The organism is Pseudomonas sp. FP1740 (assembly GCF_030687165.1).
Classification (GTDB): domain Bacteria; phylum Pseudomonadota; class Gammaproteobacteria; order Pseudomonadales; family Pseudomonadaceae; genus Aquipseudomonas.
This window is the reverse complement of the sequence record NZ_CP117461.1, coordinates 4,843,879-4,867,097: the sequence shown is the minus strand read 5'-3', so window position 1 is coordinate 4,867,097 and position 23,219 is coordinate 4,843,879. Positions and strand designations below refer to the sequence as shown.

The 23,219-nt window shown below is 60.9% G+C and carries 20 protein-coding genes and 1 pseudogene; 15 read left to right on the top strand and 6 right to left on the bottom strand.

Translation table 11 applies throughout. The annotated features are described in order from the left end of the window. Window positions 1-465: 465 nt before the first annotated feature. The 6 genes from PSH69_RS21700 to PSH69_RS21675 all read left to right on the top strand — a co-directional run bounded on the left by PSH69_RS21700 (window position 466) and on the right by PSH69_RS21675 (window position 6,803). Entirely contained in the window at window positions 466-2,460 is a 1,995-nt protein-coding gene (locus PSH69_RS21700; protein ID WP_305409786.1) for a nucleoside-diphosphate sugar epimerase/dehydratase, read from the top strand. A gap of 113 nt (window positions 2,461-2,573) precedes the next feature. Then, on the top strand, window positions 2,574-2,909 hold the full coding sequence (locus PSH69_RS21695) for a helix-hairpin-helix domain-containing protein (protein ID WP_305409785.1): 336 nt from the start codon (window positions 2,574-2,576) through the stop codon (window positions 2,907-2,909). A gap of 193 nt (window positions 2,910-3,102) precedes the next feature. Further along, the gene (locus tag PSH69_RS21690; RefSeq protein WP_305409784.1) at window positions 3,103-3,897 is read left to right on the top strand and encodes an SDR family oxidoreductase; all 795 of its coding nucleotides are present in this window, start codon (window positions 3,103-3,105) and stop codon (window positions 3,895-3,897) included. Between the two features lie 31 nt (window positions 3,898-3,928). After that, window positions 3,929-5,203, top strand: a complete 1,275-nt coding sequence (gene fabF / locus PSH69_RS21685; protein WP_305409783.1) for a beta-ketoacyl-ACP synthase II — start codon at window positions 3,929-3,931, stop codon at window positions 5,201-5,203. A gap of 78 nt (window positions 5,204-5,281) precedes the next feature. Then, window positions 5,282-5,935, top strand: a complete 654-nt coding sequence (locus PSH69_RS21680; RefSeq protein WP_018929820.1) for a GntR family transcriptional regulator — start codon at window positions 5,282-5,284, stop codon at window positions 5,933-5,935. 16 nt (window positions 5,936-5,951) lie between these two features. After that, complete coding sequence (locus tag PSH69_RS21675) at window positions 5,952-6,803, top strand: DUF1989 domain-containing protein (RefSeq protein ID WP_064616696.1); 852 nt, start codon at window positions 5,952-5,954, stop codon at window positions 6,801-6,803. A gap of 45 nt (window positions 6,804-6,848) precedes the next feature. Here the strand turns inward: PSH69_RS21675 and PSH69_RS21670 are convergent, their stop codons facing one another. Continuing rightward, on the bottom strand, window positions 6,849-7,016 hold the full coding sequence (locus PSH69_RS21670; protein ID WP_008006000.1) for a DUF2897 family protein: 168 nt from the start codon (window positions 7,014-7,016) through the stop codon (window positions 6,849-6,851). A gap of 128 nt (window positions 7,017-7,144) precedes the next feature. Beyond that, a pseudogene (gene eat / locus PSH69_RS21665) lies at window positions 7,145-8,310 on the bottom strand (ethanolamine permease); the annotation flags it as partial. A gap of 302 nt (window positions 8,311-8,612) precedes the next feature. On the opposite strand from eat, the gene kdpF reads away from it, so the two are divergent. From kdpF to PSH69_RS21635, 6 genes are all read left to right on the top strand, one after another. Next, window positions 8,613-8,702 (top strand): K(+)-transporting ATPase subunit F, encoded by a 90-nt coding sequence (kdpF, locus tag PSH69_RS21660; RefSeq protein ID WP_007899818.1) that lies wholly within the window; start codon window positions 8,613-8,615, stop codon window positions 8,700-8,702. Window positions 8,703-8,710: 8 nt separating this feature from the next. After that, window positions 8,711-10,405 (top strand): potassium-transporting ATPase subunit KdpA, encoded by a 1,695-nt coding sequence (gene kdpA / locus PSH69_RS21655; RefSeq protein ID WP_305409782.1) that lies wholly within the window; start codon window positions 8,711-8,713, stop codon window positions 10,403-10,405. Between the two features lie 23 nt (window positions 10,406-10,428). Next, window positions 10,429-12,486 (top strand): potassium-transporting ATPase subunit KdpB, encoded by a 2,058-nt coding sequence (gene kdpB / locus PSH69_RS21650; RefSeq protein WP_305409781.1) that lies wholly within the window; start codon window positions 10,429-10,431, stop codon window positions 12,484-12,486. A gap of 211 nt (window positions 12,487-12,697) precedes the next feature. After that, window positions 12,698-13,243 carry a potassium-transporting ATPase subunit KdpC gene (gene kdpC, locus PSH69_RS21645; protein WP_305409780.1) on the top strand — a complete coding sequence of 182 codons (546 nt, stop codon included), beginning with the start codon at window positions 12,698-12,700 and terminating at the stop codon, window positions 13,241-13,243. 139 nt (window positions 13,244-13,382) lie between these two features. After that, entirely contained in the window at window positions 13,383-16,034 is a 2,652-nt protein-coding gene (locus PSH69_RS21640; RefSeq protein ID WP_305409779.1) for a sensor histidine kinase KdpD, read from the top strand. Window positions 16,035-16,082: 48 nt separating this feature from the next. Beyond that, complete coding sequence (locus PSH69_RS21635) at window positions 16,083-16,778, top strand: response regulator (RefSeq protein ID WP_305409778.1); 696 nt, start codon at window positions 16,083-16,085, stop codon at window positions 16,776-16,778. Window positions 16,779-16,916: 138 nt separating this feature from the next. Here the strand turns inward: PSH69_RS21635 and PSH69_RS21630 are convergent, their stop codons facing one another. After that, window positions 16,917-17,957 (bottom strand): patatin-like phospholipase family protein, encoded by a 1,041-nt coding sequence (locus tag PSH69_RS21630; protein ID WP_305409777.1) that lies wholly within the window; start codon window positions 17,955-17,957, stop codon window positions 16,917-16,919. Window positions 17,958-18,176: 219 nt separating this feature from the next. Here PSH69_RS21630 and PSH69_RS21625 point away from each other — a divergent pair, with 219 nt between their 5' ends. From PSH69_RS21625 to PSH69_RS21615, 3 genes are all read left to right on the top strand, one after another. Beyond that, window positions 18,177-18,455, top strand: coding sequence for a hypothetical protein (locus PSH69_RS21625; protein WP_305409776.1), 279 nt, complete (start codon window positions 18,177-18,179; stop codon window positions 18,453-18,455). A 46-nt stretch (window positions 18,456-18,501) separates the two neighbouring features. Continuing rightward, on the top strand, window positions 18,502-19,269 hold the full coding sequence (locus PSH69_RS21620) for a CHAD domain-containing protein (RefSeq protein WP_305409775.1): 768 nt from the start codon (window positions 18,502-18,504) through the stop codon (window positions 19,267-19,269). Between the two features lie 134 nt (window positions 19,270-19,403). Then, the gene (locus PSH69_RS21615; protein ID WP_019582555.1) at window positions 19,404-20,201 is read left to right on the top strand and encodes an acyl-CoA thioesterase II; all 798 of its coding nucleotides are present in this window, start codon (window positions 19,404-19,406) and stop codon (window positions 20,199-20,201) included. On the opposite strand, the gene PSH69_RS21610 is transcribed toward PSH69_RS21615, so the two are convergent. The 3 genes from PSH69_RS21610 to PSH69_RS21600 form a co-directional block, all read right to left on the bottom strand. After that, complete coding sequence (locus tag PSH69_RS21610; protein ID WP_018929808.1) at window positions 20,202-20,570, bottom strand: Mpo1-like protein; 369 nt, start codon at window positions 20,568-20,570, stop codon at window positions 20,202-20,204. A gap of 132 nt (window positions 20,571-20,702) precedes the next feature. Next, entirely contained in the window at window positions 20,703-22,184 is a 1,482-nt protein-coding gene (locus PSH69_RS21605) for a methyl-accepting chemotaxis protein (protein ID WP_305409773.1), read from the bottom strand. Between the two features lie 110 nt (window positions 22,185-22,294). Then, entirely contained in the window at window positions 22,295-23,104 is an 810-nt protein-coding gene (locus PSH69_RS21600) for a TatD family hydrolase (protein ID WP_018929806.1), read from the bottom strand. Window positions 23,105-23,219: the final 115 nt, after the last annotated feature.

Here is a 23,219-nt window from a genome sequence, read left to right as displayed (position 1 = left end):
GCACTTGAGCACATCGGCAAGCACTATTTAGGAGCGGGAATCTGCCAGGCTTGCAGAATCAGGGGTGGACCTAATCAGGCCGATCAACGATTCACTTCTCTGACGTAAGCCTGGCATGCCGCCAACCTCCCTATCTCTTTCAGATGCCCACAGCTGTGGTGCATCCGACTTTGGCGTTAAGAGGCATCCCGAGCCGCTGGCTTCAGGGATAAAGGAGCACAGCACCGGGCATTAAGGGGGGGGGCGCCATAGAATGAGTGGTGGAGAGCGCTGACAGTGCAGTTGTGGCGTTGATAGCTTATATTTACGCCCTGCTAACGCCTGTAGGTTTAGAGAAGGTACGTTGGAGACCAGGTATGTCCAGCGTTAATTTAATATTTTGAAAGTTTTTGGGAACGATTCCCGTTTGTTTCTCATTACAGCTGCAGGTCTTTGAGCGGGATCAAACCTCATCGGTTGAGACTTATGGATAAATTACGCACCATTTTGCTGAATCTGCCTCGTCGGCAGAAGCGATTGATACAAATCGCCACGGATATCTTTTTGGTATGGGTCTCGCTATGGCTTGCCTTCATCGTTCGCCTTGGCGTGGACGATATGTACAACCCTTTGCGGGTTCATTTCTGGCTCTTCGCCTGCGCACCCGCTGTCGCCATCCCGCTCTTCATCCGCTTCGGCATGTACCGCGCAGTCATGCGCTATTTCGGCAATGACGCCCTCATTGCCATCATCAAGGCTGTCAGCCTTTCGTCGCTCATTCTCGCGGTGGTCGTCTACTGGTACAGCAACCACCAAACCGTCGTCCCACGCTCCATCATCTTCAACTACTGGTGGTTAAGCCTCGTCATCATCGGCGGCCTGCGCCTGTGCATGCGCCAATACTTCATGGGCGACTGGTTCACCGCGGCCCAGCACGTACCGTTCACCAGCCGCGACGACGGCCTCACCAAGGTCGCCATCTACGGTGCAGGCGTGGCTGGCAATCAGTTGGTTGCTGCGTTGCGTATGGGCCGGGTGATGCGCCCGGTGGCATTCATCGACGACGACTCCAGCATCGCCGATCGCTCTATTTCCGGCCTCCAGGTCTACAAACCCAAACACATCCAGCAGATGATCGACGTCACCGGCGCACAGGAAATTCTCCTGGCGCTGCCGTCATCCACCCGTGCACGACGCAGGGAAATTCTCAATCTGCTGGAGGCCTATCCCCTCCATGTGCGTAGCGTCCCGAACTTCACTGATCTGGCCAGTGGTCGGGTCAAGGTTGAAGACATCCAGGAAGTGGATATCGCTGACTTGCTGGGCCGTGATGCCGTGCCTGCCCAGGCTGATTTGCTGGAACGCTGTATCAAAGGCAAGACCGTGATGGTCACCGGTGCGGGCGGATCGATCGGCTCGGAGCTGTGCCGACAGATTTTCTCCCTTGGCCCGACCACGCTTCTGCTTTTTGAACACAGTGAATTCAATCTTTACAGCATTTTATCGGAGTTGGAGCAGCGCGCCTGCCGTGAGTCGGTATCGGTCAAATTGCTGCCCATCCTTGGTTCCATCCGTCACCCGCACAAACTGCTCGATGTGATGAAGACCTGGGGGGTGGACACCGTCTATCATGCCGCTGCCTACAAGCATGTGCCAATGGTCGAGCACAACATTGCCGAGGGCGTACTGAATAACGTTATCGGAACCCTGAATACGGCTCAGGCTGCGTTGCAGTCGGGCGTCGCCAACTTCGTGCTGATCTCCACCGACAAGGCCGTACGCCCGACCAACATCATGGGCAGTACCAAGCGCCTGGCGGAGCTGACGCTTCAAGCCCTGAGTCGTGAAATTGCCCCGGTGCTGTTCGGCGATAAAGCCAATGTATCGCGCGTCAACAAGACCCGTTTCACCATGGTGCGTTTCGGTAATGTATTGGGGTCTTCCGGTTCGGTGATCCCTTTGTTCCACAGCCAGATCAAATCCGGCGGCCCGCTGACCGTCACGCACCCGAAAATCACCCGCTACTTCATGACGATCCCCGAAGCGGCGCAATTGGTGATTCAGGCCGGCTCCATGGGGCAGGGCGGCGATGTGTTCGTGCTGGACATGGGCGAACCGGTAAAAATCGTCGAGTTGGCGGAGAAGATGATTCACTTGTCCGGCTTGAGCATCCGTTCCGAACGAAATCCCCAGGGCGATATTTCGATCGAGTTTACGGGCCTGCGTCCGGGAGAGAAGCTCTACGAAGAGTTGCTGATCGGCGATAACGTTGCCGCGACGCCACATCCGATGATCATGACCGCCAACGAAGACCATTTGCCCTGGGACGTGCTCAAGGGGCGTTTGACCGAGTTGTTGCTTGCTGTCGAACAGGATGATTACGCCCGCGTCCGTCAACTTCTACGCGAAACGGTCAGCGGCTACACCCCCGACGGCGAGATCGTCGACTGGATTCACCAGCAACGCCGCCTCGAGCCCTGATTGTTTCACATCCTGTAACGGACACACTTTTGACAGCTCCATCACATCGCCTAAGTTTGGGAGGCAGCTTCGGAAAAGCTGCTTCTTCCAATCGATGTCATGGAGCTTCATTTATGCGTACTGGCTATTTCTACTCTCTGGTTTTTGCCCTGCTCACCAGCGCCTCTATTGCGGCAATCGCTGCGCCGACGGCTGCGCCAGAGGCTGCCAAGGCACCCTTGGTGCTGGACGCTGCCGCCAAGTCTCAAACCGCCAAGGTCGATCTGAATGGGGCCGATGCGCCAACCCTGCAACGGGAGTTGTCCGGGATCGGTGAGGCGAAGGCCAAGGCGATTGTTGCTTATCGTGAGAGTAATGGGCCATTTTCGTCGGTAGACGAACTGCTGGAAGTGAAGGGTATCGGCAAAGCCATTCTGGACAAGAATCGCGACAAGCTGGAAGTGAACTAAGCTTATAAATCCACACCAGGAGGCCGGTCATTGACCGGCCTTTTTTGCTTATTGCTGCAGAGGGCTATCTGGCACCTTTTATCGGGATGCAAAAAATTACGGCTATCATATGGTGATAAAATTATGCCTATAATAAATTAGTCGTTCGCTGAAGCATTCGTCTTCCCTTAAGCATCCTCCCAGGAGCACTGTCATGAATTCTGTCCAGGCCCAAGGTACGGCCCTTGTCACCGGCGCTTCTTCCGGCATCGGTGCGGTTTACGCGCAACGGTTGGCGGCGCGTGGTTTTGATTTATTGCTGGTCGCCCGTGATCAGGAACGGCTGGAGGCTGCCGCGAGCAAATTGCGCGCGGAGCATGGTGTGCAGGTGGAGGTGCTCAAGGCGGATCTGACGCAAAAGGATGAGGTGCTGAAGGTCGAGCAGCGTTTGCGCAGCGATTCAAGCATCAGCCTATTGTTGAACAACGCCGGTATCGCGGCGGATGGTTTGTTGGCCAACGCCGACATGGATCAGATGGAGCGCTTGATTCAGTTGAACGTCACCACGGTGACGCGGTTGGCTTCGGCGGCAGCAGCCAGTTTTGCCAAGGCGGGTCGCGGGACGATCATCAATATTGCGTCGGTGGTGGCGTTGTTTCCTGAGCGGTTCAACGCGACGTACAGCGCGAGCAAGGCTTATGTATTGAGCCTGACTCAGTCGTTGAATACTGAGCTGCAAGGCACCGGGGTCCAAGTGCAAGCGGTGTTGCCGGGCGTGACACGCACTGAGATTTTGGAGCGTTCCGGTATTGATGCGTCCCAGATTCCGGAGGACATGATCATGGAAGCGGGAGAGATGGTCGACGCGGCGTTGTCGGGTCTGGATCAGGGTGAGCTCATCACCATTCCTTCCTTGCCGAATCTCTCGGAGTGGGAATCCTTTGTGGCGGCGCGTCATGCGATGGCGCCGAATCTGTCCAGAAGCATGGCAGCGGCGCGTTACAAGTGAGGCGCCATGAATCGACTGAGGTATTTGCGCTATGAGTAATCGTCGGGTGGTGGTCACGGGCATGGGCCTGGTGTGTCCGTTGGGGAGCGGCGTCGAAGCGGTTTGGGCGCGTATGTTGGCTGGACGCTCCGGGGTGCGGGCGTTGCCGGACGAGGTGGTTGCCGATCTGCCGGCCAAGGTCGGTGGCGTGGTGCCGACTCTGGCGGAAGATGCCGAGGCGGGTTTTGACCCGGATCGGGCGACACCGCCCAAAGAGCAGAAGAAGATGGACCGCTTCATTGTGTTCGCCATGGAGGCGGCGCGTCAGGCTGTGGAGCAGGCCGGTTGGCAAGCGCTCGACGCCAATGCCCAAGAGCGCACGGCTACTATTATCGGCTCGGGCGTGGGTGGTTTCGGCGCGATTGCCGATGCGGTACGCACCACTGACAGCCGTGGTCCGCGACGGTTATCGCCGTTCACCATTCCTTCGTTTCTGGTCAATCTCGCCGCGGGCCATGTGTCGATCCAGCACGGTTTCAAGGGGCCTTTGGGAGCTCCGGTAACAGCGTGCGCGGCCGGGGTTCAGGCGATTGGTGACGCGGCGCGGCTGATTCGTTGCGGTGAGGCGGACATTGCGGTGTGTGGCGGCGCGGAAGCGGCGATCGATCGGGTCAGTCTCGCCGGATTTGCTGCGGCTCGGGCCCTGTCCAGCGGCTACAACGATACCCCGGAGCGCGCCTCGCGGCCGTTCGACAGTGGGCGCGATGGCTTCGTGATGGGCGAGGGTTCGGGCCTGCTGGTGATCGAATCCCTGGAGCATGCCCTGGCACGCGGCGCTCAACCATTGGCCGAGCTGGTCGGTTACGGCACCAGCGCCGATGCCTATCATCTGACTGCGGGGCCGGAGGATGGCAGCGGTGCGCGTCGGGCGATGTCGCTGGCGTTGGCTCAGGCAGGCATTTCACCGGCACAGGTGCAGCATCTCAACGCGCACGCCACCTCGACACCGGTTGGCGATTTGGGAGAGCTGGCGGCCATCAAGTCGCTGTTCGGCTCGGACAACAAGATCGCGGTGACGTCGACCAAGTCCGCCACCGGGCATCTGCTCGGCGCCGCAGGCGGGGTCGAGGCGATCTTTACCCTGTTGGCGCTGCGCGATCAGGTGGTGCCGGCCACGCTCAACTTCGATAACCCGGATCCGGCCACCGAAGGCGTGGACATCGTTCACGGTCAGGCGCGACCAATGAACATCGACTACGCGATGTCCAACGGGTTCGGATTCGGCGGTGTGAACGCCAGCGTATTGTTCAAATACTGGGAGGACTAGTTCACGACAGGCAGGTGATGGCACGAATAGTGATTACTCATTCGCAGACGATTGTTGAACAATCACGAGGCGTTGAGTATGAGCAGCGGACTGTCCCTGGCCGACCACATCACATTGGAATTGCGCGCTGATATCATCGGCGGTCGTTTGCTGCCCGGCATGGCGCTGGTGGAAAACGATCTGGTGTCGGCCTACAACGCCTCGCGCAACACCATTCGCGAGGCGTTGCACCGTCTGGGGCAGGAAGGGCTGACCCGCTATGTCCGTAACAAGGGCGTGATGGTGCGCAGGCTGGGTGTCGATGATGTGCGCGATCTGTTCAAGGTTCGGCGCACCCTGGAACTGCAAGCCATCAGCGCCAGCCAGCCATTGCGTGAGTATCAGTCCGACCGGATGCTCGAAGCCCTGGAGGCCACCGAACTGGCCCGGGAGCGTGAGGACTGGCGCGCCGTCGGCACCCACAGCCTGGCCTTTCATCAACACATCGTCGGATTGCTGCGCAGTCCGTTGTTCGATGAGTTCTTCACCAACGTTGTCGCGCAATTGCGTCTGGTGTTTTGCACCGCTCCCGATGAATCACGTTTTCAGGCGCCCTGGCTGGCGCGTGACCGGCAGATACATGAGTTGCTGGCCGACGGCGACAAGCGCGCGGCTGCGGACGCCATGAGCCGTTATCTCGACGATTCCGAACACCTCCTGTTGCAGATGCTTGCCCCTTCTTCCCATCACTGATCGAGGATTTTGTGCCATGTACAAAGACTATCCGGCGGCCTATCAAGTCAGCAAAGGCTCGGCCTTGCAGGTGGACACAGCCTTCTATGAACGGATCCGCGACCAGAAAGAGGGGCGCACGCTGATCGAGCAGTTCGAAGTACCGATCCGCACCGGTCGCGCGTGGAATGTACCGGCCGGGCACGTGTTCAGGGTCACGACCCCGGTCGGCCCGCAAGTCGGGGATTTCAACGTCTGGAATGCCCACGATCCACGCGAGCGCTTGTGGGCGGCGCGGACCCGGCAGTTGCAGGGCGCCCATGTCAGCACCCATGACCGGCTCTGGTCGAACCTGCCATTTTTACGGCCGCTGGTGACCATTACCGACGACAGCCTGGCCGGTTATGGCATCGACGAACACGGCGGGCGTTTGCACGATTTACTGGGAACGCGCTGCGATCCTTACGTGAACAAAATGCTTACCGGCGAAGACTTCCATCATCACTGCCACTCCAACCTGACTCGCGCCGTATTGCCCCATGGCCTGACCGAGTTCGATGTGCATGACGTGTTGAACATTTTCCAGTGCACCGGCCTGAACCACGACGACCTGTATTTCATGAAAGCCTGCCCGGCGCAGAAGGGCGACTATCTGGAGTTCTTTGCCGAGATTGATCTTTTGTGTGCGCTATCGACCTGCCCGGGTGGCGATCTGTCGCTGGCCATGTGGGGGCCGGATGCGCAGGATCCGTTGAGCGTCTGTCGCCCGCTGGGAGTAGAAATTTACCGGTTGGAGGATTCATTGCTTGAGGGCTGGAGCCAGCCGGAGCGTGCGGCTTACAAGGGGTTGCATGGCTTGCACATTGCCAAGGCGGCTTGGGAAAAGTGAAGGGGGTTTTGTGGCGAGGGGGCAATCCCCTCACCACAATTTCGGTCAGCGGTCCTGCGCATCCTTGGCATCCGCTTCCGCATTACGTTCAGCGACGCGTTTGCGTTGCTCTTCAGTCAATTCGACCTTGTTGGCGGTGTCACGCAGCATCATCAAACCGCCAACGATCGAGCCGATGGCAACGATCAGAATCAACCAGGCATACCAGGGCATAGGAGTTCTCCTTAAGGGCAGACCGGTGGACAAGGGTTTCGCCAACCGATCCTGCATACCACTTTTGAGCGATGGAATTTCGCAGTGGTTCCATTCTATGCCTGATCCGACAGCAGCACTGCGGCTGTTTAGAGCCCGGTCAACATCGCATCCGCCGGCGCATCGGCACGCAGTTGCGCGGTCAGCATGAAGTACACGAAACCCACTGCCATGAAGCCGAGGAAGATCAACCCGATCAAGGTGTTGAACCAGGCCATCGCCACCAGGCAAACCACCGCCAATACCAGCGCAATGAATGGCAGCAACGGGTAGCAAGGCGCGCGGAAAGTGCGTTCCAGGTTCGGTTCGGTTTTGCGCAGTTTGAACAGGCTGAGCATGCTCATGATGTACATCACGATCGCACCGAATACCGCCATGGTGATCATTGCCGCCGTCAGCGTCATGCCGCCGAGGTTGATCAAGCCGTCACTGTAGATCGCCGCGATGCCGATCACGCCACCGGCGATGATTGCCCGGTGCGAGGTCTGGAAGCGCGACAGTTTGGCCAGCGATGCCGGCAAGTAACCGGCCCGGGCGAGGGCGAAGAACTGCCGCGAGTAGCCGAGGATGATCCCGTGGAAACTCGCCACCAGGCCGAACAGGCCGATCCACACCAGCATGTGCAACCAGCTGGAGCTTTCGCCAACCACGGCTTTCATCGCTTGCGGCAGCGGATCGTTGATGTTCGACAGGGTGCGCCAGTCGCCAGCAGCACCAGGGTCAGGATGCCGCTGATGTAGGCCTTGGGAATCGTGCGTTTCGGATCCTTGGCTTCTTCGGCGGCCATGGCCGCGCCTTCGATGGCCAGGAAGAACCAGATGGCGAACGGGATCGCCGCGAACATCCCGGCAATCGCCGGAGCACCGAACACATCCGAGCCGGCCCAGCCGTTGAGGGCGAAGTTGCTGAAACTGAACGCCGGGGCGACCACGCCCATGAACACCAGCAGTTCGGCGACTGCCAATACGCAGACCAGCAGTTCGAAGGTGGCGGCCAGTTTCACGCCGAGAATGTTCAGGCCCATGAACACGATGTACGCCCCGACCGCTGCGTGTTTCGGGTCTCGGGCGGGAAACTGCACGTTCAGATAGGCGCCGATCGCCAGGGCAATCGCCGGTGGCGCGAAGACGAATTCGATCAGCGTCGCCAACCCGGCAATCAACCCACCTTTCTCGCCAAAGGCACGGCGGCTGTAGGCAAAGGGACCGTCGGCATGGGGAACCGCGGTGGTCAGCTCGGTGAAACTGAAGATGAATGCTATTCACCTATGAGTCTTGAGTCAGTGAGTAACCCGTGGCGAGGGAGCTTGCTCCTGCTTGAATGCGTAGCGCTCACAAAAATCGGCGATTGTTATCAGGTTTTTGGGGCCGCTGCGCAGCCCAACGCGAGCAAGCTCGCCACAAAGGTAGGCATGACTGAAGAATCGCGCTTAAGTGAACAGCGTTACTCTTTACACATTCTTTATGCCCCGCCACCCCCCTCGATCTCGCGCCTTTACAGCCTCCCTGCCGACAATCACTCCACACGCGGCAATACGCCGTAACACGGAGAACTTCCATGAGCGTTCTGGACGGAGTGTCACTGCTATTGGCAGTGGGGCTGTTCATTTATCTGTTGGTTGCGCTGTTGCGCGCGGACCGGAACTAGGAGCGGCTATGCACAGTTATGACTATTGGCTGATCCTCGCCTTCTTCGCCGTGGTGCTGATTCCGGCACCGTTTCTGGGGCGCTTCTACTACAAGGTGATGGAAGGACAGCGTACCTGGCTTTCGCCGATTCTCGGCCCGGTGGAGCGTGGCTGCTATCGGGTGGCCGGCGTCGATCCGCAGGCCGAACAGAGCTGGCAGAAATACACCCTGGCCTTGCTCGCCTTCAACCTCGCGGGTTTTTTACTGTTGTTCGCGATCCTGCTGTTTCAGGATCACTTGCCGCTGAATCCGCAAAACCTGCCGGGTCAGGAATGGACGCAAGCGTTCAACACCGCCGTCAGCTTCATGACCAATACCAACTGGCAGTCCTACAGTGGCGAAGCGACCCTGAGCTACCTGAGCCAGATGGTCGGCCTCACCGTGCAGAACTTCGTCAGCGCCGCCACCGGTCTGGCGGTTCTGGTTGCGCTGTGTCGCGGCATCGGTCGTAAGTCGACCAAAACCCTGGGCAACTTCTGGGTCGACATGACCCGCGCCACCCTCTACGGCCTGCTGCCTCTGTGCTTGCTGCTGGCGCTGTACCTGGTGTGGCAGGGTGTGCCGCAAACCTTCGCGCAATATGTGAATGCCGTGACCCTGCAGGGCGTCGATCAGGTGATCCCGCTCGGCCCGGCCGCCAGCCAGATTGCGATCAAACAACTGGGGACCAACGGCGGTGGCTTCTTCGGCGTCAACTCGGCGCATCCGTTCGAGAACCCGACGGCCTGGAGCAACCTGTTCGAAGTCGCCTCGATCATTCTGATCCCGGTGGCGCTGGTGTTCACCTTCGGCCATTACGTCAAAGACCTGCGTCAGAGCCGCGCGATCATCGCCTGCATGCTGGCGCTGTTTTTGATCGGCGGCGCGACTTCGCTGTGGGCTGAATACCAACCCAATCCGACCCTGGCCAACGTCGCCGTCGAACAGACCGCGCCGCTGGAAGGCAAGGAAGCGCGTTTCGGCACCACCGCCACCGTGCTGTGGTCGGTGACCACCACTGCGGCGTCCAACGGTTCGGTCAACGGCATGCACGACAGCCTCAACCCGCTGAGTGGCATGGTCGCGATGGTCAACATGATGGTTGGCGAAGTGATCTTCGGCGGTGTCGGTGCCGGGCTCTACGGCATGTTGCTTAACGTGTTGATCGCGGTGTTCCTTGCCGGGCTGATGATCGGTCGCACGCCGGAATACCTCGGCAAGAAACTGCAAGCCCGGGAAGTTCAGCTGCTGGTGGTGACCTTGCTGGTGATGCCGGTGGGCGTGCTGGTGCTCGGCGCGATTGCCGCCAGCCTGCCAGGCCCGGTGGCGGCGGTGAGCAACCCTGGTGCTCACGGTTTCAGTCAGTTGCTTTACGCCTACACCTCGGCCAGTGCCAACAACGGTTCTGCCTTCGGCGGTTTCGGTGCCAACACTGCGTTCCACAACCTGATGCTGGGGCTGGGCATGTTGATCGGGCGCTTCGGTTACATCCTTCCGGTGCTGGCCCTGGCCGGCAGCCTGGCGATGAAGAAAACCGCGCCGATCGGCCAGAACAGCTTCCCCACCCATGGCCCGCTGTTCGTGACCTTGCTGACCGTGACCATTTTGCTGGTGGGCGGTTTGACCTTCTTGCCGACGCTGGCACTGGGTCCGATAGCTGAACACTTGAGCATGGGCTTCTGAGCCGCTTTTTTAGGAGCACGATGATGAATATGCCCGCAACTAAAGCCGCCGTCGTCAAGGCGCCGGAACAACCGAAAACCGCGATCTCGGCCCTGTGGCGTCCGGCGCTGGTGCAAGCCTTCGTCAAGCTCGATCCACGGCAATTGCAGCGTGCGCCGGTGATGCTGGTGGTGGAACTGACCGCCATCCTCACCACGGTGCTGTGCTTCATTCCCGACAGCGCCGTGCCGACCTTCGTCGCCGCGCAAATCGCGTTGTGGCTGTGGTTCACCGTACTGTTCGCCAACTTCGCCGAAGCGTTGGCCGAAGGTCGCGGCAAGGCCCGCGCCGACAGCCTCAAGGCCGGCAGTGTTGGCTTGAGCGCCCGGCGCAAAAGTGCCAATGGCAGCTTTCAGGTAGTGCCCGCCAGTAGCCTGCGCAAGGGCGACGTGGTGCGCGTCGAAGCGGGGGAGATGATTCCCGGCGACGGCGAGGTGATCGAAGGCATCGCGGCGGTCAACGAAGCGGCGATTACCGGTGAATCGGCGCCCGTGATTCGCGAGTCCGGCGGCGACCGTTCGGCGGTCACCGGCAACACTCGACTGGTGTCGGACTGGCTGCTGGTGCGCATCACCGCCAACCCCGGCGAGTCGACCCTCGACCGCATGATCGCCCTGGTTGAAGGCGCCAAACGCCAGAAAACCCCGAACGAAGTGGCGCTGGATATCCTGCTGATCGGCCTGACCCTGATCTTCCTGCTGGTGGTGGTGACCCTGCAACCGTTCGCCCACTTCGCCAACGGCAACCTGCCGCTGGTGTTCCTGGTCGCGTTGTTGGTCACGCTGATTCCAACCACCATTGGTGGCTTGCTGTCGGCCATCGGTATCGCCGGGATGGACCGTCTGGTGCGCCTGAACGTGATCGCCAAATCCGGTCGCGCCGTGGAAGCGGCGGGGGACGTGCACGTCCTGTTGCTGGACAAGACCGGCACCATCACCTTCGGCAATCGTCGCTGCAGCGCGGTTTATGCCGCACCAGGCGTCAGCGCCAAGGAACTGGCCGAAGGCGCGTTGTTTGCCTCGCTGGCCGATGACACCGCTGAAGGCAAATCCATCGTCGAGTACCTGCGCGGTCTTCACCCACAACCGGAGCCGTCCTCCGATGTGCTGACCGCCGTGCCGTTCAGCGCTGAAACCCGCTTGTCCGGTGTCGACTATCAGGGTCGGGTCTATCGCAAGGGCGCGGTGGATTCGCTGCTGAACTTCGTCGGCCTGAAACGCGCTGATCTGGCTCCCGCCCTGTCCCGGGAAATCGACAAGATCGCCCAGAGCGGTGGCACGCCGTTGCTGGTGTGCGCCGACGGCAAATTGCTCGGTGTGATTCATCTGAAGGACGTGGTCAAACCCGGCATCCGCGAGCGTTTTGCCGAGCTGCGCAAACTGGGGATTCGCACGGTCATGGTCACCGGCGACAACCCGCTGACCGCCGCCGCGATTGCTGCCGAAGCGGGCGTGGATGACGTGCTGGCCGAAGCCACGCCGGAGAAGAAACTGGCGCGCATTCGTCACGAGCAGAACGACGGTCGCCTGGTCGCCATGTGCGGCGACGGCGCCAACGACGCCCCGGCCCTGGCCCAGGCGGACGTGGGCATGGCAATGAACGACGGCACGCAGGCGGCGCGGGAAGCGGCGAACATGGTCGACCTCGACAGCGACCCGACCAAACTGTTGGACGTGGTGCAGATCGGCAAGGAATTGCTGGTGACCCGTGGTGCGCTGACTACCTTTTCCATCGCCAACGACGTGGCCAAATACTTCGCGATCCTGCCGGCGCTGTTCGCCTCGATCTACCCGCAATTGGGTGTGCTCAACGTCATGCACCTGAGCAGTCCGCAGAGCGCGATTCTGTCGGCGATCGTGTTCAACGCCCTGATCATTGTGGTGCTGATTCCACTGGCGCTGCGCGGTGTGCGGGTGCAGGCGGCGAGTGCGGCGGCGTTGTTGCGACGCAATCTGCTGATCTATGGACTGGGCGGGATTCTGGTGCCGTTCGTGGGCATCAAGGCGATCGACATGCTGTTGACGGCGTTGCACCTGGTTTAGCGGTTGTTGTTTGAGGCAGGGGCTTTTGTGGCGAGGGAGCTTGCTCCCGCTGGGCTGCGAAGCGGCCCCACCTCAGGCCCAATGTTGATTCAGGGCACCGCATTCACCGGGTTTACGACTGCTGCGCAGCCGAGCGGGAGCAAGCTCCCTCGCCACAGGTGATGTGTGTGCCTTCTAAGTGATGAGTATTCTTCGAATCGAGGATTTTGAAATGTCCACACTGATACGTCCGGCCCTGAGCCTGCTGGTGCTGATGACCCTGATCACCGGCGTCGCCTATCCCTTGGTGGTGACCGGCGTCGCCCAGGTCGCCTTCCCGGACCAGGCCAATGGCAGCCTGGTGCGCGACGCCGACGGCAAGGTCCGCGGCTCGTCGCTGATTGCCCAGGATTTCGTCGGCGACGCCTGGTTCCACCCACGGCCATCGGCCGGTGCGTTTGCCACCGTGTCGAGTAGCGCCAGCAACCTTGCGCCCAGCAATCCGGCGCTGGCCACTCGGGTGATCGAGGAGGCCAACAAGTTGCAGGTGGCCGGGCAGGGTCCGGTGCCGTTGGCCATGCTGACCACCTCCGGCAGCGGCCTCGATCCGCACTTGCCACCAGAGGCGATTGCCTATCAACTGGCGCGTGTCGCCGCAGCGCGCAATCTGCCGGTGTCTACGCTTGAACAACTGCTGGATGCGCACATCGAGCGACCGCTTGTTGGGCCGCCGGTGGTGAATGTATTGGCGTTGAACCTGGCGCTGGAAAACTTGTAGTAGGTGATCGTTCCCACGCTCTGCGTGGGAATGCATCAATGGACGCTCTGCGTCCGCTTTTTTGGGACGCGGAGCGTCCCTGGCTGCATTCCCACGCAGAGCGTGGGAACGATCAACAAAGTGAACAAGGCAATGACAGATGAGTGACTCCGGCCGCGCCGATGCGCTGTTAGCAGACCTGCCCCGCGATGGCCGCGGCCGGCTCAAGGTGTTCCTTGGCGCCGCTCCGGGGGTCGGCAAGACCTACGCCATGCTCCAGGCCGCCCACACTCAACTGCGCCAGGGCGTGAAAGTCCTGGCCGGGGTGGTCGAAACCCATGGCCGCGCCGAAACCGAAGCACTCCTCGCCGGTTTACCGCAGCAGCCGTTGGTGCGCTCGGAATATCGCGGCGTGATGCTCGAAGAAATGGACCTCGATGGCTTGCTCGCCGCCAAGCCGAAACTGGTGCTGGTCGACGAACTGGCCCACACCAATGCCCCCGGCAGCCGTCACACCAAACGCTGGCAAGACATCCAGGAATTGCTGGCTGCCGGCATCGACGTGTTCACCACGGTCAACGTCCAGCATCTGGAAAGCCTCAACGATCAAGTGCGCGGCATCACCGGCGTACAGGTGCGTGAAACCCTGCCGGACTGGGTGTTGCAAGAAGCCTACGAACTGTTGCTGATCGACCTGCCGCCGCGTGAGTTGCTGGAGCGTCTGCGCGACGGCAAAGTCTACGTGCCGGAGCAGGCGCGGGCGGCCATCGATGCGTTCTTCACCCAGACCAACCTCACCGCCCTGCGCGAACTGGCGATGCAAACCGCTGCCGCTCAAGTGGATAACGATCTGGCCCAGGGGTATCGCCAGTTGGGACAAGCGGCGCCAGCGGTGCGCGGTCGGTTGCTGGTGGGCGTTGATGGCGATGCGCAGGCCGAGCGCCTGGTGCGTCACGCCAGTCGCGTCGCCCAGCGGCGGCATCTGCCGTGGAGCCTGGTGCATGTGGACAACGGCCGGGTGCGTGACGAACAGTCGCGCCTGCGCCTGCAAAGCGCCCAGCAACTGGCCGAACGCCTCGGTGGCGAAGTGGTGTTGCTGCGTGCTGGTGAGGTGGCGAAAACGTTGATCCAGCACGCGACCGAACGTCGTGCCAGCCTGGTGCTGGTGGGCCAGTCACGCCAGCGTTTGCGTCGACGCTTGTTCGGCGGTGGCCTGGCGTCGCGCTTGCTGCGCGATGCTCGCGGGCTGGAAATCAACGTGCTCGACAGCGATCACGAACAGCATCAGCCACGTCAGCGTTCGGCGCAGTCGCTGGTGTGGTTCGACTACGCCTTGGCGCTGGTGGCGACGGTGCTCGCCAGTGCCCTGGCCTGGGCGGTGTCGAGCGTCTTGCCGCTGCCCAACATTTCGTTGGTGTTCCTTGCGGCAGTGTTGCTGGTGGCGGTGCGCAGCAGTCTTGGCCCGGCGCTGGCCTGTGCGGCGTTGTCGTTTCTGACCTATGACTTTCTGTTCATTCCGCCGAATTTCTCGTTTGCCATTCAGCGCGAAGAAGACGTGCTGACCTTGCTGTTCTTCCTGTTGATGGCGGCCCTGACCGGTAACCTTGCAGCGCGGCAACGGCGGCAATTGGAAGCCTTGCGCGACACTCAGGAAGAGACCAGCGAACTGCTCGACCTGTCGCGCAAACTCACCGCCGCCACCGACCGTCAGGCCGTGGTCAGCGCTGCGGCCCAGCATCTCAACGGCTGGAGCGACCTGAAGCTGTGCCTGCTCAATCGCGATGGCCAGAGCGGCTGGAAAGTTGAAACCGGTGGGCCGCTGGAGTTTTCCGAGGCCGAGCGCGCCGCCGCCGATTGGGCCTGGCAACACGATCAACCGGCAGGCGCGGGCACCGGCACTTTGCCGTTCGGGCGCTGGTGGTGGTGGCCGTTGTCGGTGGACGACGGTCCGCTGGCATTGCTCGGCGTGTGTGCCAAAGAAGGCCAGACCCTGAGCGGCCAGCGTCGGCGCTTGCTGACCGCGCTGAGCCAACCGTTGGCCCAGGCGTTGGCCCGGGCGCAACTGGCCGATGACCTTGAGGCCGCGCGTTTGCATGGCGAAACCGAACAGTTGCGCAGCGCGCTGCTGGCGTCGGTGTCCCACGATTTGCGCACGCCGTTGACCTCCATGCGCGGCAGCATCGACAGCCTGTTGGCGCTGGGCGAGGCGATTCCGCTTGCGGACCGTCGCGAACTGCTCGAAGGCACCCGCGATGAAGCCGAACGGCTGGATCGCTACATCCAAAACCTGCTGGACATGACCCGCCTCGGTCACGGCGCCCTGAAGCTGGCGCGGGACTGGGTATCGCCGGCAGACATCGTCGGCAGTGCACTTAATCGTCTGCGCGCGGTGCTGGCGTCGTTGCACGTCGTGACCGAAGTGCCGGCCGAACTGCCGCTGCTCTATGTGCATGCCGCGTTGATCGAGCAAGCACTGGTCAATGTGCTGGAAAACGCCGCGCGTTTCTCACCGCCCCACGGGCGTCTTGAATTGCGTGCCGGGGCCACTGACAGTGAGCTGTTTTTTTCGGTGAGCGATGAGGGGCCGGGGATTCCGGAGGAGGACCGGGCGAAGATTTTCGACATGTTCTACACCGCCGCTCGTGGCGATCGCGGTGGGCAGGGCACGGGGCTGGGGTTGGCGATCTGTCAGGGCATGGTCGGTGCCCATGGCGGGCGGATCAGCGTCGCCGACGGCATCGAAGGGCGCGGCACCTGCATCACGCTGCACTTGCCGTTGCAGACTCAGCCGGGATTGGACAGTGAAGCCTGATCCCGCCTGCGCTACTCTCTTGCCACCTCTTTGTGTTGATGTGAATTCATGAGCCAGACCGCGACCATTTTGGTCATCGACGACGAACCGCAGATCCGTAAATTCCTGCGCATCAGCCTCGCCTCCCAAGGCTACAGAGTGCTGGAGGCCGGCACCGGCTCGGAAGGCCTGGCCCAGGCCGCATTGAACAAACCCGACTTGTTGGTGCTCGACCTCGGCCTGCCGGACATGGACGGCCAGCAGGTGCTACGCGAGTTTCGCGAGTGGTCGACGGTGCCGGTGCTGGTGCTCTCGGTGCGCGCTAGCGAAGGGCAGAAAGTCCAGGCCCTGGATGGTGGTGCCAACGACTACGTGACCAAGCCGTTCGGCATTCAGGAGTTTCTCGCCAGGGTGCGTGCCTTGCTGCGTCAGGCGCCAACGGGTGAGGCCCAGGAAGCAGCGCTCAGTTTCGGCCCGCTCACCGTCGATCTGGCGTATCGCCGGGTGCTGCTGGACGGTGCCGAAGTGGCGCTGACGCGCAAGGAGTATGCGGTGCTGGCGCAACTGGCGCGGCATCCGGGGCGGGTGATCACCCAGCAGCAATTGCTCAAGGACATCTGGGGCCCGACCCACACCGAGGACAGTCACTATCTGCGGATTGTAGTCGGGCATTTGCGACAGAAACTGGCGGATGATCCGACTCAGCCGCGGTTCATCGTCACCGAGGCGGGGGTGGGGTATCGGTTGATTGAATCGTTGAGTTAGGTGGTGTTGATCGTTCCCACGCTCTGCGTGGGAATGCCGCTATGGACGCTCTGCGTCCGCCGTTAAAAAATGACGCGGAGCGTCACCGGATGCATTCCCACGCGGAGCGTGGGAACGATCGTCATTCACTTAAAAATCTCAATAGTCTCGCTCATTCTCATACCGATCCAGCGTATCCCGAGCAATCTCCCGCCCCAGCGCGATCAACTCCGGCGCCTTGTAGAACTCGAAAAAACGGCACACCCGCTTGGGCACGTTGATCAGGATATCCGGTGGATACCCGGCAATCTTGTACTGCGCCAATGAGGTCTGCATCACCTCGAAACTCTGGTTGATCAGGTCCAGCAAAGACGCCGGCCCGACGTTGTCGATGATGAACGACCCGGTGGCGGATTTCGGTGCGCCGTCGCTTTCCGGGGCTGCGGCCGGTTGCTGGGCTTCGGGCTGGGCGGATTCGATCCATGGGTTGATCTCGGCCGCTTCTGCCATCAGCGCTTCCTTTTCGAGAAGCAGCAATTGCTCTGCCTGTTTGCGGCGGAAAGGCAATTTCGAGCCCAGCGAGCTGATCAGGCTGTCGAAGCGGGTCTTGAATGCCGCCGGGCGCTGGATCACCGGCAGTTGATAGTGACGCTGGTTGGTGGAGTTGAGGTTGACCGCGATGATCAGGTCGCAATGGCTCGACACCACCGGCACGATCGGCAACGGGTTGAGGATGCCGCCGTCCACCAGCATGCGGTTGCCCTGCATCACGGGGGTGAACAGGCTGGGGATCGCCGCCGACGCACGCATGGCCTGGTGCAGGCAACCTTCCTGGAACCAGATTTCCTGCTGGTTTGTGAGGTCCGTGGCCACGGCTGTATAGGGGATGCGCAGGTCTTCGATATTGATCTCGCCGACGATCTTGCGGATCTGCCCGAAGACCTTCTCCCCGCGAATCGCGCCCAGGCGGAAGCTGACATCCACCAGACGCAACACGTCGAGGTAATCCAGGCTCTCGATCCAGTCGCGATAATCATCGAGTTTGCCGGCGGCATAGATCCCGCCGACCACCGCGCCCATGGAGCAACCGGCGATGCAGGCGATGTCGTAGCCACGCCGTTCGATCTCTTCAATGACGCCGATATGGGCGTAGCCCCGGGCACCGCCCGAGCCCAACACCAGTGCGACACGCTTTTTCATGAATCGACCTCTCTGACAAGGTTCAACAATGCACCCAACGAGGGGCACGCTTCAATCGCTATGGTCGTTCGACGGGAGCGGGCGTCGTTTTTTGACACTCAACTAAGGCGAGTAGGTATCCTCGCGAGCGCTATAGTTTCCACTGCGGGTCCAAGGCACTTTTCGCGCGCCAGAGCGGTCTTACCTGCACGACTGTCTATTATCTTTGAGGTGTGAGTGATGAAAGCCTGGATTTGTATGCCTTTGATTGCGTTGGCGCTTGCCGGTTGTGCCGGTAAAACCGCTTACCGTGACAGCTGCGGTAGCCAGCTCGACGCCGCCTGGCACGAACTGGATCTGGCCAAGGCCGAGGGTTTAGCCGGGACTGTCAGCTACTCCAAGGCGCTGTCGTTGCTGACCGGTGCCAAGACCCAGCAACAATTCGAAGCGTACGAGGGTTGTACCAGAAAGGCCGAGAAGGCACGTTTCTACATTCGTGAGTCCCGCGCCGGCCGTTGAGGCATGATGGAGCGTACTCAGGGTAATTCGATTCAGGGAGTACGCGATGTCTGCCGTGGTTGATCGGTTGGTGGCTCAAGTACTGGGCCTGGAAGTCCGTTTGCTGGCCTGTCAGGCTCGCTTGAGTGCCCGCACCGATCCGGAAGCGCTGCACGATCTGCGCACCACCGTGCGCAGATTGCGCAGCCTGCTTCGTCCCTTGCGCGGTTTGCCTGGGGTCGAACAACTGGAAGCAGCGTCGTCCCGGGTCGGCCAACTGACCACACCGTTGCGTGATCGTGAAGTGCTGGCAGCGTACTTGCTCCAGCATAATCAACCCGAGGCCGCACACCGGCGCATGGCGCGGATGGCTGAGGCTTATCCCACCGTGGCGATGAGCCCGGAGCTGACGCAGTTGTTGATGATCCTCGACGCCTTTCCGCGTTTCCTGCGGGCCTCCCAGCGCCAGGGTTTGCTCAAGGGCTTGCGCCAGCGCATCGAAAAACGCCTGGCCAAACAATGGAAGAAACTCGACCAGGCCCTGCACGATCCCGCCCATGACCGCCATCGTCTGCGCCTGCTGATCAAGCGTGCGCGTTATGGCATCGAAGCTTATCCCGAACTGGATCGTTTGCCGGAAGCGGCCATGCCCAGGCTGAAGTCGGCTCAGGCTGCCTTGGGGGAGTGGCACGACAGCTGGCAATGGCTGGCCCGCGCCAAGGAGGAGCCTGATTTGCAGCCATGTGTCGAAATCTGGAAAACCACCATGGCCCAGGCCGAAGAGCGCGCCGACCGTGTTCTCGACAAACTCAGCAGAGCCTGCTTCAAATCCTGAAACCACCACTAATCCAATATGGGTTCCAGTCGAGCACGGCTCATCTGTCAGTAATTTTGGCCGGAATAAGCGCTGTGCCGGCCTTGCGGGCTGGTTAAGATCGCTCCATCCATTTCCCAGTCTCTGAGGTTTCCATGCGCTTTTCCGATCTGCTCGACGCTGTTCGCAGCCAGCCGCAGGAAGTGTCTATTCCACCTGAATGGGGCCAGGGGCGGGCGAGTTTTGGTGGTCTGATCGCCGCCTTGCAATACGAAGCCATGCGCGCAAAAGTCCCGGCGGATCGTCCGGTGCGCTCGCTGGCAATCACCTTTGTCGGCCCGGTCGAGCCCGATGTACCGGTCAGTTTTGAAGTCGACGTATTGCGCGAAGGCAAAGCCGTCAGCCAGGTGCTGGGCCGGGCGATGCAGAAGGGGCAAGTGGTGACGTTGGTCCAGGGCAGCTTCGGCGCTTCGCGAACTTCCGAAGTGGTGGTCGCGGCCAACCCGGCTCCTGAGATGAAGCATTGGGACGACTGTCAGGAACTGCCGTACATCAAAGGCGTGACCCCGGAATTCATGCGCTACCTGGCCATGCGCTGGAGTGTCGGTGGCATGCCGTTTACCGGTAACAAATCGCGGGACATGGGTGGTTGGGTGCGCTTGCGCGGGGATGGGGAGGGCGAGTCGGTCAGCGAAGCCCATATCCTGGCGCTGGTCGACGCCTGGCCGCCGTCCTTGTTGTCGCATCTGAAGAAACCGGCGGCAGGCAGCACGCTCACCTGGACCATCGAATTCGTCCAGCCGTTGCTGGCGTTGAGTACGCTGGACTGGTGCAAGTACCTGGTGGACATCGAACATGCCGCTGACGGCTATGGGCACGCCGCCGCCAATCTCTGGAGCGAAGACGGTCAGTTGATCGCCATGAGTCGGCAGACCGTCACGATTTTCGCCTGATCAGCGATGGCGACGGTGGCGTTCGCGCCAGGCGCGCCACCAGCCGCCACTGAAGAAAAACCGGGGGAAGGTCAGGAACTGCTCGACCAGCAAGCGTGATACCGCGTCTTTGCGATCACTGAACGGCTCGGAGGCTTGCGCCTCCAGGCTATGACCGTGACGCTGCAGGCCCAGGGCGGCAATCAGGCCGATAATGCCAATCGCGAAGCTCGCCAGATCCAGGCTGAACACCCCCGAGACCATCAGCAAAAACGCCACGATGAACAGCGGCACGGCAATCAGGTGCAACACCAGATTGGTCGGGTGCTGGTGATTGTGCGGGTACAGGCGCCATTGCCAGGCGGGAAGGTTGGGGTGACGTTTGCCCATGATGCTTATCCTTGGTTCGTTGAGGCTCATGAACAAAGAATAGGTCGGGCGAAAGCCGTCGGCGAATCAAGGCTGGCTATCGGCGCGATAGGGGTCATGGTCGATATTCATGTTGACCGCCTTCGCGGGCCCTTAAAGCTTGAGCTGCCCGATGGCCTTGCTTAATTCCCCGGCCAACATCGCCAATTCATTGCTGGTAATCGCCGAGTTCACGGTCTGCTTCACGGTGTTCTCGGTCACGTCGCGAATGCTCACCACGGCCCGATTCATCTCCTCCGCCACATGACTCTGCTGCTCGGCCGCCACCGCGATCTGCGTATTGCTTTCACGCATTTGCGCCACCGCACCGGTGATTTCAGCCAGGGCCACACTGGCTTCCTGGGCCTGTTGCATGCAGTCGTCCGCCTTGTACGAACTTTCCTGCATGAAGTCCACCGCGTCCCGGGTCCCGGCCTGCAGCGCTGAAACCATGGTGGTGATCTCGTCGGTGGACGTCTGGACCCGTTTGGCCAGGTTGCGCACTTCATCGGCGACTACCGCAAACCCTCGGCCCATTTCACCGGCCCGGGCCGCTTCGATGGCCGCGTTCAGGGCCAGCAGGTTGGTTTGTTCAGCGATGCTGTGAATCACGTTGACCACGCCGTTGATCTTCTGGCTGTCCTCGGCCAGGCGCTGAATCATCTCGGCGGTTTGCTGCACGCCGGTGGACAATCCGCCAATCGATTTTTGTACCCGAGTCACCACTTCCTGACCGCTGCCGGCCAGGGTGTCGGCGGTTTGCGAGAGGTCGCGGGTGGCGCCGGCGTGTTGGGCAATGTGATGGACCGTGGTGGTCATTTCGTTGATCGCCGTGGCGGCCTGATCGGTTTCGCTTTGCTGGCCGAGCATGCCGTGACGCACTTCATTCATGCTCGCGGCCAGTCGCGCGGCGCCGACGTCCAGTTGCCGGGCGGTGCTGGCGACAGTGTTGACCACCCGCTGGTAGCCGGCCTGCATGGCATTGAAGGCATTGGCCATCTGCCCGACTTCGTCCTTGCAGGCCAGTGGCACACGGGCCGACAGGTCGCCGCTTTTCTCGACGTGGAGCATCACGTCTTTCAAGGTGTTGAGCTGGCTGAGCAGGAAGCGGATCAACAGTTGCGACGCGCCGAGCATCGCCAGCATCAGGATGAACACCGCTACCGCGTAGTGGGTGAAGCGCTCGCCGAATACCTGGCTCAGGCTCGGGCCGTAGGCAACGACCGCGACCTGTTGACCGTCGGGACGAGCGAACACCTCGGCACCCATCAACGGATTTTCCCCGAACAGCGGCATGGCATTGATCTGGATCCAGCCGAGGGTATCGGTCAGTTCCAGAAGCGGTTGCCCGTTCAGTAAAGGCGCCTGCCCACGATTGAAGGTCAGCAGGTTGTCGGCCTTGGGCAGCGGCTGCCCGACAGGCCAGGCACTGAGCAATCGTGCCTGGGCCTGGGCCGATACTTGCGCGGCGTGACTGCGGGCCTGTTGTTCAAGCTGCACGGCGTACAGCACCAGCAACAGGGTGGTGACAAAGGCGACCGCGTTGACCGCCCAGAATTTGTATTTCAGCGAGATATTGCTAAGCCAGGCACCCATGGAGGTCTTCTCTGATAGCGGTAACAGTTTTGGCAAGGTGCCATTATTGTGCCGCTACTCAGTGCGTCGAATCTTGATATGGGTCAATGACCGCTACGGTTCTCAAGTGGTTACTGGGGGATTGAGGGCAACCCGAAAAATGCCCGCGCGCTGGCGGTGCTGTGGGCGGCGAGATCTTCCATGCTTTCCCCGCGATGCAACGCCACTTCACGCAACACTTCAGTCAGATACGCCGGCTCGTTGCGACCGTTCTTCGGCTTGGGGCGCAAGCTGCGGGGCAGCAGATACGGCGCGTCGCTCTCCAGCATCAAGCGCCCGCGTTTAATTTCCTTGACCAACGGATGCAGGTGCGTGCCCCGGCGTTCGTCGCAGATCCAGCCAGTGATGCCGATGTGCAAATCCAGATCGAGATAGCTGAACAGCGCCTTCTTTTCTCCGGTGAAGCAGTGCACCACGGCGGCCGGCAATTGATCGCGGTAATCGTGCAGGATCTCCAGCAATCGTTGGCTGGCGTCACGTTCATGCAGGAACACCGGTAGTTGCAGTTCGACCGCCATTGCCAGATGTTCTTCGAGGACTTTTTCCTGCTGCGGGCGGGGTGAGAAATCACGATTGAAATCGAGGCCGCATTCACCCACGGCCACTACGTTCGGCTCCTTGAGCAAACTGCGCAGACGTTGGGCGCTGTCGGCGTTCCAGTCGCTGGCTGAATGCGGGTGAATGCCGGCGGTAGCGAACAGTCGTTGAGCGCTTTCGTCCAGTTGCCGGCACAGTTCCAGCGCCTGTTCGCTGCCCTCGACGCTGGTCCCGGTAAGCACCAGTTGGCAGACCCCGGCAGCGTAGGCACGGTCGAGTACAGCCTGGTGTTTGTCGGCAAAACTGGGGTTGGTCAGGTTGACGCCGATATCGATGAGTTGCATGGTGCTACCTCGGACCAAAGGCCGGAAAGCATATCAGAGCTGTAGATTTATAAGAAAAACCAAGAACTACAACGAGTTAAAGCTGTCTGTTGAGGCCGCGAGGCAGGTCGGGGTT